Genomic DNA, 16,582 nt, shown 5'->3' on the forward strand with positions numbered 1-16,582 from the left:
CGCTGTTGCGCAACACCCCGGCCCGTGAACGCCCCTTGCAGCCCCCTCGTGCAAAGGTCAGACTGCGGCCCATGATCCGTCCTCTGCCGCCCCTTCCGATCCTGCCCGACCCCGACGCGCCGAGCCTGACGCGCGCCGTCGCCGGCATCGACCAGACGGGTGCGGCCGTCGATCTGCGCGTGGTCGAGGAACGCCCCCTGACCATCTGGCTGAACGGGCGCGAGATCGTCACCGCCATGACCATCGGCGACCATCCCGACTATCTGGCGCTGGGCTTTTTGCGCAATCAGGGCATGCTGCGCGATGGGGAAACCGTCACCGGCGTCGACTATGATGAGGAAACCGAAGCCGTCATCATTCGCACCGCCAACCCCACCGATTACGAGGACAAGCTGGCGCGCAAGACGCGCACCTCGGGCTGCGCCGTGGGCACCGTCTTTGGCGACATGATGGAGGGCATCGCCGGTCTGCAATTGCCGCCGGCAGAGGTTCGCACCAGCTGGCTTTACGCCCTTGCGCGGCAGATCAACACGCTGCCCTCGCTGTATCTGGCCGCCGGCGCGATCCACGGCACGGTGCTGTGCGAACAGGACCGCGCGCTGGTCTATATGGAGGATGTCGGCCGCCACAACGCCGTCGACAAGATCGCAGGTTTCATGTTCAGCCACGGCGTCAGCGGCGCCGACAAGATCCTCTACACAACGGGCCGGCTGACCAGCGAAATGGTCATCAAATGCGCGCAAATGGGCATTCCTGTGCTGGCCTCGCGCTCGGGCTTTACCGGCTGGGGCGTAGAGATCGCGCAGCAGGTCGGGCTGACCCTGATCGGGCGGATGCGCGGGCAGCGGTTCACCTGTCTCTCGGGCGCCGAACGGCTGCTTTTCGATGCGGATCCGGGCGCCGTCGCTGATGAGGATCGCCGCCACCGCCGCAAGGGCGCGGGCGATGACTGATCTGCCGGGCGTGATCCTTGCGGGTGGCCGTGCGACCCGGATGGGCGGCGGCGACAAGGGGCTGCGGATGATCGGCGGCCAGAGCCTGCTGACCCGCGTGATAGCCCGGATGTCGGCACAATGCGCCCCACTGGCACTGAACGCCAATGGCGATCCGGCACGATTTGCCGCGCTGGATTTGCCGGTGCTGCCCGACAGCATCGACGGCTATGCCGGACCGCTGGCCGGTGTTCTGGCGGGGCTCGATTGGGCGGCGGGGCAAGGCGCTGCGGCCATCGTCACCGCCGCCGCCGACACGCCTTTCTTTCCCGATGACCTTGCAACGCGGCTGAAGGACGCCGCCGGGCCGTCGGGTCTGGCGCTGGCCGCCAGCCCCGATGCCGAGGGCGTGGTCCGGCGTCACCCGACCTTTGGTCTGTGGCCCGTCGCGCTGCGTGACGATCTGCGCAGCGCCTTGCAGGGCGGTTTGCGCAAGATCGTGATCTGGACCGAGGCGCATGGCGCAGGCCAGGCCGTCTGGCCCTCCGATCCGTTCGATCCGTTCTTCAACGTCAACACGCCCGAGGATATCACCACGGCGGAAGGTCTGACCACGGCATGAAGGTATTCGGCGTCACCGGGCAGAAGAATTCCGGCAAGACCGGCCTGACAGGTCGCCTTATCCACGAATTCCGTGCCCGCGGCCTGTCCGTCAGCGCCATCAAGCATGCCCATTGCCACGCCGATATCGACCACGAGGGCACCGACAGTTTTCACCTGCGCGCGCAGGGGGCGGGGCAGGTGATCCTGTCGACCCCGGCGCGTTGGGCGCTGATGACCGAACTGCACGCGGCGGCAGAGCCGATGCTGGGTGATCTGATCGCGCAACTGACCCCTTGCGATCTGGTGCTGATCGAAGGCTACAAGACCGCGCCACATCCCAAGATCGAATGCCACCGCCCAGAAACCGGCCGTCCCTTGCTGGGCGCGGGCTTTCATATCGTCGCGGTTGCCTCGACCGGGCAGCCGCAAACCGATCTGCCGCTGCTGGATCATGACAACACCAGCGCGGTCGCCGATTTTGTCTGGACCCACGCAGCGGAGGTCGCATGAGCGAAACCAGAAAATCCTCGATGCCGCCGGGTGTCGACTGGCTGCCCGTCGATGAGGCGCAGGCAAGGCTGCGCGCCGCGCTGACGCCGCTGACGGCGGTGCAGACCGTGGCGCCTGCGGATGCCGTAGGGCGGGTGCTGGCGGCAGATGCGGTGTCGCGGCGTGCCAATCCCCCGCGCGCCAATTCGGCGGTGGACGGGTTCGGGTTTGCCCATGCAGATGCCGCAGCCGAGATGCCTCTGGCGCAGGGCCGCGCGGCCGCCGGGCAGCCCTTTGACGGCGCGCTGCCACAGGGTCATGCGGTGCGCATCCTGACCGGCGCCATCCTGCCCGAGGGTGTCGACACGGTCGTCTTGCAAGAGGAAAGCCATGTCACCGGCGATCGCGTGCGCTTTGACCGGATGCCAAAGCCCGGCGCGAACACGCGCGAGGCTGGCGAGGATCTGCCAGAGGGTGCCGTGGCGCTGCAGGCTGCCCGGCGGCTGACGTCTGCGGATATCGCGCTGGCCTCGGCGCTTGGGATTGCCGAATTGATGGTACGGCCCCGCTTGCGTGTGGGGGTGCTGTCGACCGGGGATGAGATCATCGCCAGCCCCGATCAGCCTGCCAAGCCGCATCAGATCTGGGACGCCAACCGCCCCATGCTGCTGGCTTTGGCGCGTGGCTGGGCCGCCGAGGCGGTCGATCTGGGCCATGCGCCCGACGATCCGGCCGCCATCGCGGCTGCATTGGACCGGGGCGCGGCGGGCTGCGATCTGATCCTGACCTCGGGCGGAGCCTCCGCCGGCGATGAGGATCACGTCAGCCGCTTGCTTGGCGAACGCGGCGATCTGACCGCCTGGCGCATCGCGATGAAGCCGGGTCGTCCGCTGGCGCTGGCCTTTTGGAATGGAACCCCGGTGATCGGTCTGCCCGGTAATCCGGTCGCCGCACTCGTCTGTGCGTTGATCTTTGCCCGGCCCGCCGCCGGCCTGATCGCGGGCGAGGGCTGGCGCGCGCCGCTGGCCTTTACCGTGCCGGCGGGCTTTGCGAAATCCAAGCGCCCCGGCAGGCGCGAATATCTGCGCGCACGTCTGAACGCAGACGGCGCAGCCGAGGTGTTCGAATCCGAAGGGTCTGGCCGGATCAGCGGCCTGTCCTGGGCCGATGGCCTGGTCGAACTGCCCGACGGCGCGCTAGAGGTCGCACCCGGGACGCCGCTGCGCTATCTTCCGTTTCAAAGCTTTTGACGATCGCAACCTATAGGATCAAACCATGCGACATGTTCTGATTTCTGCGCTTTTCGCCGTCACGCTGCCATTGGCCGTTTCTGCGCAAGAGGCGCCCGATACCAGCACGCCCAGCCTGACCGCCTCGACCACCGCGACCGAAGTCACCAATGGGCAGGCCTTTGGCGACTGGACTGTCCGCTGCGAGGCCCTGGGCGTGAACCGCACCCGCTGCATGCTGAGCCAGACCATCACCGTCCGCGACAGCGGCGCGCTGCTGGCCGATCTGCTGGCCTTCTGGACCGAGGACGAACGCCAGATCATGATCGCGCAGGCGCCGGTCGGGGTGCACCTGCCCTCGGGTTTCGTTCTGCAGGCAGAGGGCGCGCCCGAGGAAGAGCGGATGGAATTCGTCTGGCAGGCCTGCAACGGCCAGATCTGCGAGGCGGCTGCCCTGCCCGAACAGGCTGACATTGATCGCCTGACAGCGGCCGAGCGTGTGCTGGCTGGATATCGTCCTTCTGCGGGCAGCGAACCGACGGTCTTTCCGATCTCGACTGATGGGCTGGTCGAGGGGCTGGCGGCGCTGAAACCGGCGGCGGCTGCCGAATAGGGTTTGATGGGGGTTGCCAAACGCCCCCATCTTCCACAACCTGCACGATATGAAGCCGGGCGGCGACCCGGACGTTCCAACCAAACAGGGAGCTTTAAGATGAACAAGGTGCTGAACACGCGCGCGATTTTGCTGGCCTCGGCGCTGGCGATTGCGCCGGCTGCTTATGCGGAAACGCCTGCCGATGCGCTGGTCGTGGCCGCGACCATCGACGACATCATTTCACTGGACCCGGCGCAGGCCTTTGAATTTTCGGGAAATGACGTCAACAACAACACCTATGACCGCCTGGTCGATTTTGACCCGACCGATCTGGATGCGGGCTTTCAGCCCAGCCTGGCCGAAAGCTGGGAAGTCAGCGAAGACGGCATGTCGATCACCTTCACCATGCGCGAAGGCGTGACCTTCCACTCCGGCAACCCGGTCCGCGCCGAGGACGCCGCATGGTCGCTGCAACGTGCGGTCAAGCTGGACAAGACACCGTCCTTTATCCTGACCCAGTTCGGCTTTACCCCCGATAACGTCGAAGAAAAGATCGTGGCCGACGGCAATATGCTGACGCTGCATCTGGACGCGCCCTATGCGCAATCCTTCGTGCTGAACTGCCTGACCGCAAACATCGCCAGCGTTGTCGACAAAGAACTGGTCATGCAGAACGTGGACGGCGAAGATCTGGGCAACGCCTGGCTGTCGACCAATGACGCCGGCTCGGGCGCTTATGTGCTGGCTGCCTGGCGCGCCAATGAGGTGGTGCAACTGACCGCCTATGAAGATTACTTTCAGGGCGCACCGGCGATGAAACGGGTCATCATCCAGAACGTGTCGGAATCCAGCGCGCAGCGTTTGCAGCTGGAACAGGGTGATATCGACGTTGCCCGCGCATTGTCGCCCACCGATGCCGAGGCGATCTCGGGCGGTGAGGGCGTCCATATCGAGGATCAGCCGCGCGGTCGTATTCTGTATATGGGCCTGAACCAGAAGGACGAACTTCTGTCGAACCCCGCCGTGATCGAGGCGATGAAATATCTGGTCAACTATGACGGCATTGCAGACAGCTTCCTCAAGGGGCAATTCGTGCCGCATCAGTCGTTCCTGCCCAAAGGCTATCTGGGTGCGCTGGACGAGATGCCGTGGACCTATGACGTAGAAAAAGCCAAGCAGATCCTTGCTGATGGCGGCGTCGAAGGCGGCGAGATCACCACCCGTGTCCGCGATCTGCGCGAATATACCGACGTGGCACAGGCGCTGCAGGCTTCGATGGCCGAGGCTGGCCTGACGCTGAACATCGAACAGATGACCGGCGCGCAGGTTCTGGACGCATATCGCGCCCGTGAAGTGCCGATCTTCCTGGGTGAATGGGGCCCGGATTATTCCGACCCGAACACCAATGCCGCGACCTTCGCCTATAACCCGGACAATGCCGACGAGGCGAATGCCACCGGTCTGCTGGCATGGCGCAACGCCTACGAGGTCCCGGCCGAGATGAACGAGGCCACGCTGGCTGCGACCCAGGAACAGGACAGCGATGCTCGTGCGACGATGTATCAGGATATCCAGCGCCAGTATCAGGCCGAGGCTCCGATCATCCCGCTGTTCCAGCGGATCGAGCCCACGGGCCTGCGCGATGGCGTGAACAACTGGCAATCGGGCGGTTCGGTCACTTCGGTGATCTACCGCGCTGTCACCAAGGGCGAGTAAACCTTGGCCACGACCGATCTTGAAACGGACGGGGGGCGGGGCAACACGCCGCCCCCCGATCCGACGCCCGCAGATCACCGAAACGCTGCCCGCCGCCGGCGCGCCAAGCGGATCGGCGGCGTCTTTCTGTCTTTGGCTCTGACCCTGCTGGGGCTGTTGCTGGTCACCTTCCTGATCGGACGGGTCATGCCCATCGACCCGGTGCTGAAGGTTGTGGGCGACCGCGCCACTCAGGCCCAATATGACGCGGCTTATCAGGCCATGGGCCTTGATCAACCGCTCTACATTCAGTTCATCGGCTATATCGGTGACGTTCTGACCGGTAATTTCGGCCGGTCGATTTCCACCGGGCAGTTGGTGATCGACGACATCAAGCGCGTCTTTCCCGCGACGTTCGAGCTGGCGACGCTTGGCACCCTGATCGGGGTGCTGATCGGCGTGCCTCTGGGCGTGATCGCCGCCGCCAATCGCGGGGGGATCATTGATCAGGTCGCCCGCGTGGTGGCGCTGGTCGGCTATTCGATGCCGATCTTCTGGCTGGGCCTGATGGGCCTGCTGATCTTTTACGGCATGCTTGGCTGGGTCGGCGGACCCGGGCGACAAGGCATCATGTATGACGGCATGGTCCCCGAAGTGACCAGTCTCTTGCTCATCGACAGCCTGATCGCGGGCGATTGGGCCGCGTTCAAGGACGCGTTCAGTCACATCATCCTGCCGGCGAGCCTGTTGGGTTATTTCAGCCTCGCCTATATCAGCCGCATGACCCGCAGCTTCATGCTGGAACAGCTTTCGGCGGAATATATCACCACGGCCCGCGTCAAGGGCATGTCCGAACGTGCGGTCATCTGGCGCCATGCCTTCCGAAATATCTCGATCCCTCTGGTCACGGTCATCGCGCTCAGCTTTGGCTCGCTGCTGGAAGGGTCGGTCCTGACCGAGATCATCTTCTCCTGGCCCGGCCTTGGCCAATACGTCACCAAGGCGCTGCTGGCGGGTGACATGAACGCCGTTCTTGGCGGCACCGTTGTCATCGGCGTCTGCTTCATCGGCCTGAACCTTCTCAGCGATCTTCTGTATCGCGTGCTTGATCCGAGGTCGAAATGAGTGATGCGACCCCGCAAATGACCCGCCGTGAATGGCTGCTGTCGGATGCCCCGCAAACCCGGCGTCAGGCGCGTCTTGGCGCGTTCTATCAAGGCTGGCTGACCTTTCGGTCGAACAAACTGGCGATGTTTGGACTGGTGATCCTGATCCTGCTGCTGGGCATGGCGCTGTTTGCACCCTGGCTGCCGCTGCAAAGCCCGTTCAGCCAGGACCTTGCCAGCCGGCTGCAACCGCCATCCTCAGAGCATTGGCTGGGCACGGATCATCTGGGTCGCGATATCATGTCGCGGATCGTACACGGCTCGCGCATCACGCTGTTCATCGTTGGCACCGTGGCCCTGATCGCACCGATCATCGGATTGTTCATCGGCACGGTCGCAGGCTTTGCCGGTGGCTGGGTCGATCAGGTGCTGATGCGCATCACCGACATCTTTCTGGCCTTCCCCAAGCTGATCCTGGCGCTGGCCTTTGTCGCGGCTCTGGGCGCAAGCATCGGCAACGCCGTGCTGGCACTGGCACTGACGGCCTGGCCGCCCTATGCCCGCCTGGCGCGTGCCGAAACGCTGACCATCCGACATGCAGATTTCATCGCCGCTGCCCGGCTGCAGGGCGCGGGACCGCTGCGCCTGCTGATCGGGCATGTCTGGCCGCTCTGCATCAGCTCGATGATCGTGCGGGTCGCGCTGGATATGGCGGGGATCATCCTCTCGGCCGCCGGCCTTGGCTTTCTGGGCCTCGGCGCGCAGCCGCCCATGCCCGAATGGGGCGCGATGATTTCCGACGGACGTACCTATATCCTCGATTTCTGGTGGGTCGCTGCCATGCCCGGCCTTGCGATCTTTATCGTGTCGCTGGCCTTCAACCTGCTGGGCGACGGTCTGCGCGATGTGCTGGACCCGAAAGGGGCCAAGGAATGACCGAACCCCTGCTCTCTGTCAAAGACCTGCGCGTCGCCTTTCCCACCCGTCAGGGCGTGTTCGAGGCCGTGCGCGGCGTCAGTTTCGACCTTGGCCGCGAACGACTGGGCGTTGTCGGCGAATCCGGCAGCGGCAAATCCATGACCGGCCGCGCCATTCTTGGCCTTGTCCGCCCGCCGGGCAAGGTGACGGCCGAGCGTATGACATTGCACGGTCAGTCGATCCTGAACCTGCCCGAACGCCCGATGCGCAAGATCCGCGGCAGCAAGATCAGCATGGTCATGCAGGACCCCAAGTTCAGCCTCAATCCGGTGATGACCATCGGCGACCAGATCGTCGAATCCTATCGGCTACATGCTGGTGGTCCCAAGGATCAGAGCCGCGAGAAGGCACTGGAAATGCTGCATGCGGTCCAGATCCGCGATCCGGAACGCGTGATGAATGCCTATCCGCACGAGGTCTCGGGCGGCATGGGTCAGCGCATCATGATCGCCATGATGCTCGCGCCGGATCCGGAAATCCTGATCGCGGATGAACCGACCAGCGCGCTGGACGTCTCGGTGCGCACCGAGGTTCTCAACATCATGGACCGGCTGGTGAAAGATCGCGGCATGGGCCTGATCTTCATCAGCCACGACCTGAACCTGGTCGCGCAATTCTGCGACCGCGTGCTGATCATGTATGCCGGTCGCATTGTCGAAACGCTGGCCGCCAAGGATCTGCACGACGCGCGCCATCCCTATACCCGCGGCCTGCTCAACAGCCTGCCGCGCCTCGATCACCCGGTCGAGCGTCTGTCGGTCCTGAAACGTCAGGATGAATGGCGCGAGGGGTCGCTGGTGGACGAGAGCATGGAAACCGAATTTCCGGGGGGCCTCTGACCCGTGGCGTTTCTTCTTCATACAAATATCCTCCGGGGGGTGCGGGGGGAAGAATTCCCCCCGTTTGCAAGGATGCGCTTATGCTGAACATCGACGATCTGAACGTCTGGTTCGGCTTTCCCCCCGACCGCGTCGATGCGGTACAAAACGCGACATTCAGCGTGGCAGCAGGCGAGAGCTTTGGCCTTGTCGGCGAATCCGGCAGTGGCAAATCCACCATCCTGCGCGCCATCGCAGGCCTGATCGACACGTGGTCTGGCAAGGTCGAGGTCGCCGACCAGCGTGTCGAGGGCCGCAAGCGCGACCGCGCCTTTCACAAGACCGTCCAGATGGTCTTTCAGGATCCCTATGCCAGCCTGCATCCGCGTCATTCCGTCGACCGGGTGCTGTCGGAAACGCTGAAACTGCAGGGCATGGACGATATCGACAACCGCATCTCTCGCCTTCTCGAGGATGTCGGTCTGGGCCGGGGCTTTCGGTTCCGCTATCCCCACCAGCTGTCGGGTGGGCAGCGCCAGCGAGTTGCAATCGCGCGTGCCCTTGCTGCCGAACCGCGGTTGCTGCTGCTGGACGAGCCCACCAGTGCGCTGGATGTCAGCGTGCAGGCCGAGATCCTGAACCTCTTGACCGATTTGCGGGCAGAGCACGGGTTGACCTATGTGATGGTCAGCCACGATCTGGCGGTCGTCGGCCATATGTGTGACCGTTTGGCGGTGATGCGCGGCGGCCGGATCGAAGAGGTCATGACCGTCGGTCAGCTGCGCGATGGCGGCGCCACGCAGGACTATACCCGCCACCTGATCGCGGCCAGCGCCGGGTATGAGCGGGCCTGATTGAAATCCAAGACAAAGGAATAGCATGCAGCGAGTGAAACTGGGCGGCAGCGATGTCGAGGTCAGCGAAATCTGCCTTGGCACCATGACCTTCGGCCGCCAGACCGAGGAAGCCGATGCCCATGCCCAGATGGACGCGGCATTGGGGGCCGGCATCACCTTTCTTGATTGCGCCGAGATGTACCCGGTGAACCCGATCCGGCGCGAGACCATCGGCGATTCCGAACGTGTCATCGGCAGTTGGCTGGCCCGCACCGGCAATCGCGATCAGGTCGAGATCGCAACCAAGATCACCGGACCCAGCCAGGTCGCAAATAATATGACACCCTTCGACAGTGCCGCGATCACGCGTTGTATCGATGCCTCACTGCAGCGCCTCCAGACCGACCGCATAGACCTGTATCAACTGCACTGGCCGGTGCGCGGATCCTATGCGTTCCGGCAGAACTGGACCTATGACCCTTCGGGACAGAACCGCCAGCAGACGCTGGATCACATGCACGATGTGCTGGACGGGCTGGCGGCGGCGGTCAAGGCGGGCAAGATCCGTTCGGCCGGCCTGTCGAATGAAAGCGCCTGGGGTCTGACCCGCTGGATCGACATTGCGGATGACACCGCCGCGCCGCGCATGGCTGCAATCCAGAACGAATATTCGCTGCTCTACCGTCTCTATGACACCGATCTGGCCGAGGTCGCGGTGAACGAGGATGTCACGCTGCTGGCCTATTCGCCGCTGGCGGCGGGGCTGCTGACCGGGAAATATCAGGATGGTGCGGTGCCCGAGGACAGCCGGGCCGCAATCGACAAGGCTACGGGCGGCGTGGGCAATCTGGGCGGACGCAAGACCGAGCGTGCCCTCGATGCGGTTGCGGCCTATCTGAAACTGGCCCGGGAACATGGCTGGGACCCGGTTCACATGGCCGTCGCATGGCAGCTGACCCGGCCCTTTAAGGTGGTCCCCATCATCGGTGCGACCAGCACCGCGCAACTTGAGCATCTGCTGCCCGGTCTGGATCGGCGGCTGGACAAGGATCTGGCCAAGGCGATCGACCGGCTGCACAAGGCCCATCCCTTGCCCTATTGACGCGCAGCCACCGCCCTGCCGGGCGGCTCGGGTGGTGGCTATTGATGTCACCCGACAGACGACTATCTTGTAGAGGTCGAAAGATAGACAGGGGGCCATCGCATGGCAGGTGATCCATACGCAGCACTGGGTGTGGCCAAGACGGCCAGCGATGCCGACATCAAGAAGGCCTATCGCAAGATCGCCAAGACCGATCATCCGGACCTGAACCCCGATCCCGCTGCCGCCGACCGTTTCAAGGCCGCCGCTGCCGCCTATGATCTGCTGAAAGATCCCGAACAGCGCCGCCGCTTTGACGCGGGCGAGATCGACGAGGGCGGCCAGGAACGCCCGCAGCACCGCTATTACCGCGAACATGCCGAGGCGGCCGGCAACCCCTATCAGCAGGATTACGGCTTTCAGGGCGACCCAGACCTGTCCAGTGTCTTCGAGGACCTGTTCGGCCACCGCGCTCAGGGGCAGGGCGGCTACCGCGCCCGTCGGCCCGGCGGTGGTGGCGGCGAGGCTGATTTCAGCATGCGCGGACAGGATCACCGCTTTCAGCTCGAAGTGGATTTCATGACCGCCGCCACGGGTGGCAAGACCCGCATCACCTTGCCCGACGGCGGTGATCTTGAGGTCTCGATCCCCAGGGGTGCGCATGATGGGCAGACCATCCGGCTCAAGGGCAAGGGTGGCCCCGGCTATGGCAAGGGCGGGCCGGGCGATGCCTATCTGACGCTCGGCATCGGTCAGCACCCGGACTTTCAACGCGACGGAAACGATATTTTCGTCACCCTGCCGATTTCCATCGACGAGGCCGTGTTGGGCGGCAAGGTCGCGGTGCCGACCATCGACGGGACGGTAAACCTGACCATCCCGAAGGGCGCAACCACGGGGCAAAAGCTGCGTCTGCGCGGGCGCGGCGTGGATGGTGGCGACCAGCAGGTCGAGTTGAAGGTGGTCATGCCGCCCAGACCCGATGACGAGTTGACGGCCTTTATGGAAAGCTGGCGCAAGACGCATGGCTATGACCCGCGCGCCAAGATGAAAACAGGAGCGTAAGATGAGATTTCGCACCTATACCGAAGCCGAAACGATCGACGCCATCGATGAGTTGACGGGCGAGCGACTGGTGACCTTTATCCGCGCCCGCATCGTCCAGCCCGTCGAAAGCGAAGCCGGCCACATCTACCGAGAGGCCGATCTGGCACGGCTGCAATTGCTGTGTGATCTGTGCGAGACCTATGAACTGCCCGAAGACTCGCTGAGCATGGTCATGTCGCTGGTTGACCAGTTGAACAGCATGCGCGGCGACATGCGCGCGCTGATGCAGGCGGTTGCCACCGAACCCGACGAGGTGCGCACCCGCATCCACACGGTGATCCGGCAAACGCGGCTCTGACCGGGCGCGTATGGCGGCGCGCCAGCGGTATTCCGCCACCTACGTCGATGTCATTCGCCAACTGTTTTCCTACTGCGTTTTATAGGCGGCATTGCCGTCTAAAAAAATTCAGATGAAAAGGAATTCAGCCATGCGTTTGCCCCTCCCTTCAGCCTGCACCTTGTCCATTGTGGCATCCTGTGTCTGTGCGCAGGCTTGGGCAGACCCTGTGTTCAATCGCCTTGCCAGCTTTCCAACCGATCAGAATCTTGGTGAGGGTGCTGACGGCGATCAGCCGGCCAGCCCCGACAGCATGGCCCGCACCGATGACGGCGCCACTTTGGTCTATTCCGACAGCCGCCGCGACCTGGTTGGTTTGATCGATATTGCCAACCCTGCCGCCCCGCGCCCGGCAGGCCAGATCGCGACCGAGGGTGCGCCCGTCGCGGTGACGGTGATCGGCAGCACAGGGTATGTCGCCGCTGACCTGACGCAGGACGATGAGCCTGCCGCAGGCGTGCTGCACAGCGTCGATCTGGCTGGACAGACCGTGATCGATAGCTGCGATCTGGCCGGTCAGCCCGCATCGCTGGCCAGCCGCGCGGACGGCGGGCAGTTGGCCGTGGCGCTGGCGGGCTATGGCGGTGATACGGGCGGCGCTGTGGTGGCCATTCCGCTGACCGGTGACAGGCTTGATTGCGGCGGGCTGACCCGGATCGAACTGGCCGATCTGAACGCCGATTTCGGTGTGCCCAGCCATATCGCCTATGGCCCCGAGGGAGAGCTGGCCGTTTCATTGCAAGCTGAAAACCACGTCGTGATCCTGGGCGCCGATGGCGCGGTCGAGACGCATTTTTCGGCAGGAACGGTTGATCTGGCCGGCGTGGATATTGTCGAGGACGATGTCATCGACCCCACCGGCAGCCTTGACGCCGTTCAGCGAGAACCGGATGCAATCGCGTGGCTGGACGCCAGCCATCTGGTGACCGCCAATGGCGGCAGTCGCGGGTTCACCATCTGGGGACGCGATGGGAGGATTGTGTATGACAGTGGCAACCTGCTTGAACAGGAATTGATCAAGATCGGGCACTATCCCGAGCGGCGCAGCGAAAACAGCGGTGGCCAGCCCGAGACGGTGCTGACGGCCAGCTTTGACGGCGTGCCGACGATCTTTATCGCCGCCGAGCGCGGCAATGCGGTCTTCGTCTTTGACGCGTCGGACCCAAGCGCGCCCAAGCTGCTGCAGACATTGCCCTCGGGGATCGAGCCCGAGGCGCTGGTTGCGATCCCGGAGCGCGGGCTGCTGGCCAGCGTAAATTCCGGTGACATGGTCGAGGATGGCGGCGCACGAACGCATGTGATGCTGTATGCCCGGCAAGAGGGCACGCCGATCTATCCCACCATCACATCCGCCGGCAGTGACCCCTTGATCCCCTGGGGTACGCTGTCGGCGCTGACCCCGGACCCGGCTGATCCGACCGTGCTTTACTCTGTCAGCGACGGCTTTTACGGGGCAGCACCGGCGATCTTTACAATTGACGCCGCGCAGTCACCGGCGCGCATCACTGCTCGACATATCGTCACCCGCGACGGCAAAGCCGCCGAAATGCTGGATCTGGAGGGGATTGTGTCGGACGGGCAGGGCGGGTTCTGGCTGGTCTCTGAGGGCGCGCGGGGGGACGATATGCCCCACGCCATTCTGCAGGTGGATGGTGACGGGGCCATTATTCGCGAGATCTCGTTGCCGGCCGAACTTGAGGACAATGACAAGCGCTTTGGGCTGGAAGGGATCGAACTGTTGGACGGCAGGCTATGGTTGGCGATTCAGCGTGAATGGGATGACGATCCCGACGGGCTGGTCAAGCTGGTGCAACTGGACCCCGAGACGGAAAGCTGGGCGGTTGTCCATTATCCTATCGAAGCCAGCGAAGGCTGGGTGGGTCTGTCCGATCTGGCCGTGCATGACGGCGCGCTTTACGTGCTGGAACGCGATAACCTGCTTGGCGATGCAGCCACTGTTAAGCAGATCACCCGCGTCGATCTGGAGGGCGTGGAGCCTGCCGCGCCGGGTGCTGAATTGCCGGTGGTTGGCAAGACGGTGGTCCGCGATCTGATCCCGGATCTGCGCGCGCAGGGTGGATATATTCTGGACAAGGTAGAAGGGCTGGCGATCGTGCCTGAGGGGCAAGTCTGGATGGTTACCGACAATGACGGGGTCAATAACAGCTCGGGCGAGACGATCTTCTGGTCCAGCAATCTGGCCGATGACGCGCCCCGAACTGCTGCCCCTTAGGGTTTGGGTCTCAGCCTTGTCGCCCCGCGCGGCCGCCGCGGCGCTTTTTCAGGCGCGGCTTGCGCTCGGGCAGTTCGTCCAGCACAGCCTGCCGCGCCGCTGCTGTCATGCCCGCCCATCCGGCGATCTCTGACAACGTGCGATAGCAACCCACGCAGATCCCCTCTTGCGGATGCATGACGCAGATATTCACGCAGGGGCTTTGCGGTTCCATGCGGGTCCAGACAGGGATGGCCTCGTTCATATCCGGCACTTTATGCACCAGAACTTGCGATGCAAGGCGGCTGGCGCGCTTTGTGTGAAATCCGCGCTCTGGTCTGATCGCTTGCCGGAAATCCCAGAATGCCGGCGGCTTCGCCCACAAGAAATGGACAGGCCCTGTGGTTTCCCACAGGGCCTGTCGCTCCTCCCTCGATTGGGCGCTGCACCTCCCCGTGTCGCGCCCCGAGGTATTCTTTTCAGCCGTCGATCAGTTCGGCCTGACGCACGATCACTTCGGCCTGCTTGATCGAGGCGATATCGACCAGACGGCCCTTGTAGACCGTCGCGCCAGCGCCGGATTTCCTGGCCTCTTCCATCGCCGCCAGAATTTCGCGCGCCTCTGTGACCGCCGCGTCACTGGGGGAAAAGACTTCGTTGGCCAATGCGATCTGGCTGGGATGGATGGCCCATTTGCCGACCATGCCAAGCGTTGCCGAGCGCATCGCCTGTGCGCGATAGCCATCGGGATCACTGAAATCACCAAAGGGGCCATCGACCGGCAGCACGCCATGGGTGCGACATGCCGCGACGATCTTGGCATGCGCCCAGTGCCACGGGTCGGGCCAGTATTTCTGGCCTTCGCGAATCATGTAATAGTTTTCCTGCGTGCCACCGATGCCGGTCGTAGCCATGCCCATCGAGGCGGCAAAGTCGGCTGCGCCCAGACTGATGGCCTGCATCCGGGGCGATGCGGCGGCGATTTCCTCGACATGACAGATGCCGGCGGCGGTTTCGATGATCGCCTCGAAGGCAATGGGTTTCGCGCGCCCCTTGGCCTTTTCAATGGCCGTCACGACAGCATCGACGGCATAAATATCCGAGGCATTGCCGGCCTTGGGGATCATGATCTGGTCCAGCCGATCGGACGCCTGCTCCAGCAGATCAACGACATCGCGCACCCAGAACGGCGTGTCCAATCCGTTGATGCGGACCGAAAGGGTCTTGTCGCCCCAATCCACATCGCGAATCGCCTGAATGGTCTGACGCCGCGCGGCTTCCTTGTCGTCGGGCGCCACGGAATCTTCGAGGTCGATATTGATGACATCGGCATCCGACTTGGCCATCTTCTCGAACAGCGCGGTGCGGGATCCGGGCCCGAACAGCTGACAACGGTTCAGGCGGGCTACGGGCAACGGCTGGGTACGAAAGCTCACGTGTGGTCGATCCTGCAAAAGCTGTTAATGTCGAAGTTGTTATTGGATTGCTGGGAATGCATCAAGTCAGTAATGGTTAAATGAATTTCCGGCGAAGGATCAAGGATGGCGCCAACAGGTCCGCTGATTGTCAATATTCACCGGCGACGGTTTTCGTTCGGCCGGGATTTCAAACTGGGCAAGCTGACGCGGCTGCATGTCGACGCCATTGAGGTGACACTGACACGCAAGGGTCTGACGGGACGGGGCGAATGTGTTCCCAATCCCCGCTATGGCGAGTCGCTGGACAGCGTCACCAATCAGATCGAACAACTGCCCATGGAATTCGACCGCGAGCGGTTGCCGGCGCTGTTGCGCCCCGGTCCCGCGCGCAACGCGGTTGACTGCGCCTTGTGGGATCTGGAGGCAAAGCAGCAAGGGATGCGCGTCTGGCAATTGGCCGGTCTGCCGCAGCCCAAGCCGCTGGAGACGATCATCACCCTGTCGATCGATAACCGCGCGCGTCTGGTGGAAGACATTCGCCGCTTCAGCAATCATCGGGTGATGAAGTTCCGGATATCGTCATCGGATGATCTGGCATTGGTCCCTCTGGTGCGCGAGATCGCGCCAAATTCCCGCATCATTCTGGATGTAGGCGAGTGCTGGACGGTTGACGAATACATCCGCTACACGCCCAAGTTGCGGCAGCAGGGCGTCGTCATGATCGAGCAGCCGGTCCCCGTCATTCAGGATGCGGCCCTGGCCGAAATCGAGCATCCGATCCCGATCTGCGCCGATGAAAGCTGCCATGACATGGCGGTGCTGCCGCGCCTCAAGGGGCGCTATGATGCCATCAATATCAAGCTGGACAAGGCCGGCGGGCTGACCCACGCGCTGGCATTGCGCGACGCGGCGCAGGGGGCCGGCATGAAGGTGATGGTCGGCAGCATGATCTCGTCTTCGCTGGCGATGGCACCTGCGATGCTGGTGGCGCAGGGGGTCAATTACGTTGATCTCGATGGCCCGCTTTTGCTGGCCGAGGATCGTCCCGGTGGTCTGCATTACGACGGCAGTTGGGTGCATCCATCGCGGAACGAATTCTGGGGTTAGCCGTCGCGCTTGACGTTTTCCGCGTCGAACGCGAAACAC

At 63.5% G+C, this 16,582-nt stretch carries 17 protein-coding genes; 15 read left to right on the forward strand and 2 right to left on the reverse strand.

All coding sequences use genetic code 11. From position 1 onward, the window contains the following. The first annotated feature begins 71 nt into the window (after positions 1–71). From CUV01_RS10795 to CUV01_RS10860, 14 genes are all read left to right on the forward strand, one after another. Positions 72–953: a formate dehydrogenase accessory sulfurtransferase FdhD gene (locus tag CUV01_RS10795; protein WP_101462026.1), complete on the forward strand. Its 882-nt coding sequence runs from the start codon at positions 72–74 to the stop codon at positions 951–953. Beyond that, on the forward strand, positions 946–1,554 hold the full coding sequence (gene mobA, locus CUV01_RS10800) for a molybdenum cofactor guanylyltransferase MobA (protein WP_101462025.1): 609 nt from the start codon (positions 946–948) through the stop codon (positions 1,552–1,554). The genes CUV01_RS10795 and mobA overlap by 8 nt, the downstream gene beginning before the upstream one ends. Then, positions 1,551–2,045 (forward strand): molybdopterin-guanine dinucleotide biosynthesis protein B, encoded by a 495-nt coding sequence (gene mobB / locus CUV01_RS10805; RefSeq protein WP_101460479.1) that lies wholly within the window; start codon positions 1,551–1,553, stop codon positions 2,043–2,045. The genes mobA and mobB overlap by 4 nt, the downstream gene beginning before the upstream one ends. Next, positions 2,042–3,274: a molybdopterin-binding protein gene (locus CUV01_RS10810; RefSeq protein ID WP_101460480.1), complete on the forward strand. Its 1,233-nt coding sequence runs from the start codon at positions 2,042–2,044 to the stop codon at positions 3,272–3,274. The genes mobB and CUV01_RS10810 overlap by 4 nt, the downstream gene beginning before the upstream one ends. Positions 3,275–3,299: 25 nt before the next feature. Continuing rightward, positions 3,300–3,866 carry an invasion associated locus B family protein gene (locus tag CUV01_RS10815; protein ID WP_101460481.1) on the forward strand — a complete coding sequence of 189 codons (567 nt, stop codon included), beginning with the start codon at positions 3,300–3,302 and terminating at the stop codon, positions 3,864–3,866. A gap of 99 nt (positions 3,867–3,965) precedes the next feature. After that, the gene (locus CUV01_RS10820; protein WP_101460482.1) at positions 3,966–5,564 is read left to right on the forward strand and encodes an ABC transporter substrate-binding protein; all 1,599 of its coding nucleotides are present in this window, start codon (positions 3,966–3,968) and stop codon (positions 5,562–5,564) included. A 111-nt stretch (positions 5,565–5,675) separates the two neighbouring features. Continuing rightward, the gene (locus CUV01_RS10825; protein WP_101462027.1) at positions 5,676–6,668 is read left to right on the forward strand and encodes an ABC transporter permease; all 993 of its coding nucleotides are present in this window, start codon (positions 5,676–5,678) and stop codon (positions 6,666–6,668) included. Further along, positions 6,665–7,585, forward strand: coding sequence for a nickel transporter permease (gene nikC / locus CUV01_RS10830; protein WP_101460483.1), 921 nt, complete (start codon positions 6,665–6,667; stop codon positions 7,583–7,585). The genes CUV01_RS10825 and nikC overlap by 4 nt, the downstream gene beginning before the upstream one ends. Beyond that, on the forward strand, positions 7,582–8,466 hold the full coding sequence (locus CUV01_RS10835; protein WP_101460484.1) for an ABC transporter ATP-binding protein: 885 nt from the start codon (positions 7,582–7,584) through the stop codon (positions 8,464–8,466). The genes nikC and CUV01_RS10835 overlap by 4 nt, the downstream gene beginning before the upstream one ends. 80 nt (positions 8,467–8,546) lie before the next feature. After that, positions 8,547–9,299 (forward strand): ABC transporter ATP-binding protein, encoded by a 753-nt coding sequence (locus CUV01_RS10840; protein ID WP_101460485.1) that lies wholly within the window; start codon positions 8,547–8,549, stop codon positions 9,297–9,299. Between the two features lie 25 nt (positions 9,300–9,324). After that, positions 9,325–10,383 (forward strand): aldo/keto reductase, encoded by a 1,059-nt coding sequence (locus CUV01_RS10845; protein ID WP_101460486.1) that lies wholly within the window; start codon positions 9,325–9,327, stop codon positions 10,381–10,383. A 102-nt stretch (positions 10,384–10,485) separates the two neighbouring features. Further along, positions 10,486–11,427 carry a DnaJ C-terminal domain-containing protein gene (locus CUV01_RS10850; protein ID WP_101460487.1) on the forward strand — a complete coding sequence of 314 codons (942 nt, stop codon included), beginning with the start codon at positions 10,486–10,488 and terminating at the stop codon, positions 11,425–11,427. Position 11,428: 1 nt separating this feature from the next. After that, positions 11,429–11,767, forward strand: coding sequence for a MerR family transcriptional regulator (locus CUV01_RS10855; RefSeq protein ID WP_101460488.1), 339 nt, complete (start codon positions 11,429–11,431; stop codon positions 11,765–11,767). Positions 11,768–11,897: 130 nt separating this feature from the next. Continuing rightward, on the forward strand, positions 11,898–14,039 hold the full coding sequence (locus CUV01_RS10860; protein ID WP_101460489.1) for an esterase-like activity of phytase family protein: 2,142 nt from the start codon (positions 11,898–11,900) through the stop codon (positions 14,037–14,039). 10 nt (positions 14,040–14,049) lie between these two features. Here the strand turns inward: CUV01_RS10860 and CUV01_RS10865 are convergent, their stop codons facing one another. Further along, entirely contained in the window at positions 14,050–14,283 is a 234-nt protein-coding gene (locus CUV01_RS10865; RefSeq protein WP_101462028.1) for a DUF1289 domain-containing protein, read from the reverse strand. 214 nt (positions 14,284–14,497) lie between these two features. Next, on the reverse strand, positions 14,498–15,454 hold the full coding sequence (locus CUV01_RS10870; protein ID WP_101460490.1) for an L-malyl-CoA/beta-methylmalyl-CoA lyase: 957 nt from the start codon (positions 15,452–15,454) through the stop codon (positions 14,498–14,500). A 105-nt stretch (positions 15,455–15,559) separates the two neighbouring features. Between CUV01_RS10870 and dgcA the strand changes: the two genes are divergently transcribed. Then, positions 15,560–16,543, forward strand: coding sequence for an N-acetyl-D-Glu racemase DgcA (gene dgcA, locus CUV01_RS10875; protein WP_101460491.1), 984 nt, complete (start codon positions 15,560–15,562; stop codon positions 16,541–16,543). Positions 16,544–16,582: the final 39 nt, after the last annotated feature.

The sequence above is a fragment of the Paracoccus tegillarcae genome, assembly GCF_002847305.1.
GTDB classification, from domain to species: Bacteria; Pseudomonadota; Alphaproteobacteria; order Rhodobacterales; family Rhodobacteraceae; genus Paracoccus; species Paracoccus tegillarcae.

Excerpts from the sequence above, each read along its gene's own strand:
- dgcA (WP_101460491.1), top strand. The coding sequence starts at position 15,560 with ATGGCGCCAACAGGTCCGCTGATTGTCAATATTCACCGGCGACGGTTT.
- CUV01_RS10815 (WP_101460481.1), top strand. The coding sequence starts at position 3,300 with ATGCGACATGTTCTGATTTCTGCGCTTTTCGCCGTCACGCTGCCATTG.
- CUV01_RS10795 (WP_101462026.1), top strand. The coding sequence starts at position 72 with ATGATCCGTCCTCTGCCGCCCCTTCCGATCCTGCCCGACCCCGACGCG.
- CUV01_RS10845 (WP_101460486.1), top strand. The coding sequence starts at position 9,325 with ATGCAGCGAGTGAAACTGGGCGGCAGCGATGTCGAGGTCAGCGAAATC.
- CUV01_RS10840 (WP_101460485.1), top strand. The coding sequence starts at position 8,547 with ATGCTGAACATCGACGATCTGAACGTCTGGTTCGGCTTTCCCCCCGAC.
- CUV01_RS10820 (WP_101460482.1), top strand. The coding sequence starts at position 3,966 with ATGAACAAGGTGCTGAACACGCGCGCGATTTTGCTGGCCTCGGCGCTG.
- CUV01_RS10810 (WP_101460480.1), top strand. The coding sequence starts at position 2,042 with ATGAGCGAAACCAGAAAATCCTCGATGCCGCCGGGTGTCGACTGGCTG.
- CUV01_RS10850 (WP_101460487.1), top strand. The coding sequence starts at position 10,486 with ATGGCAGGTGATCCATACGCAGCACTGGGTGTGGCCAAGACGGCCAGC.
- CUV01_RS10860 (WP_101460489.1), top strand. The coding sequence starts at position 11,898 with ATGCGTTTGCCCCTCCCTTCAGCCTGCACCTTGTCCATTGTGGCATCC.
- mobB (WP_101460479.1), top strand. The coding sequence starts at position 1,551 with ATGAAGGTATTCGGCGTCACCGGGCAGAAGAATTCCGGCAAGACCGGC.
- nikC (WP_101460483.1), top strand. The coding sequence starts at position 6,665 with ATGAGTGATGCGACCCCGCAAATGACCCGCCGTGAATGGCTGCTGTCG.
- CUV01_RS10855 (WP_101460488.1), top strand. The coding sequence starts at position 11,429 with ATGAGATTTCGCACCTATACCGAAGCCGAAACGATCGACGCCATCGAT.
- CUV01_RS10835 (WP_101460484.1), top strand. The coding sequence starts at position 7,582 with ATGACCGAACCCCTGCTCTCTGTCAAAGACCTGCGCGTCGCCTTTCCC.
- mobA (WP_101462025.1), top strand. The coding sequence starts at position 946 with ATGACTGATCTGCCGGGCGTGATCCTTGCGGGTGGCCGTGCGACCCGG.
- CUV01_RS10865 (WP_101462028.1), bottom strand. The coding sequence starts at position 14,283 with ATGAACGAGGCCATCCCTGTCTGGACCCGCATGGAACCGCAAAGCCCC.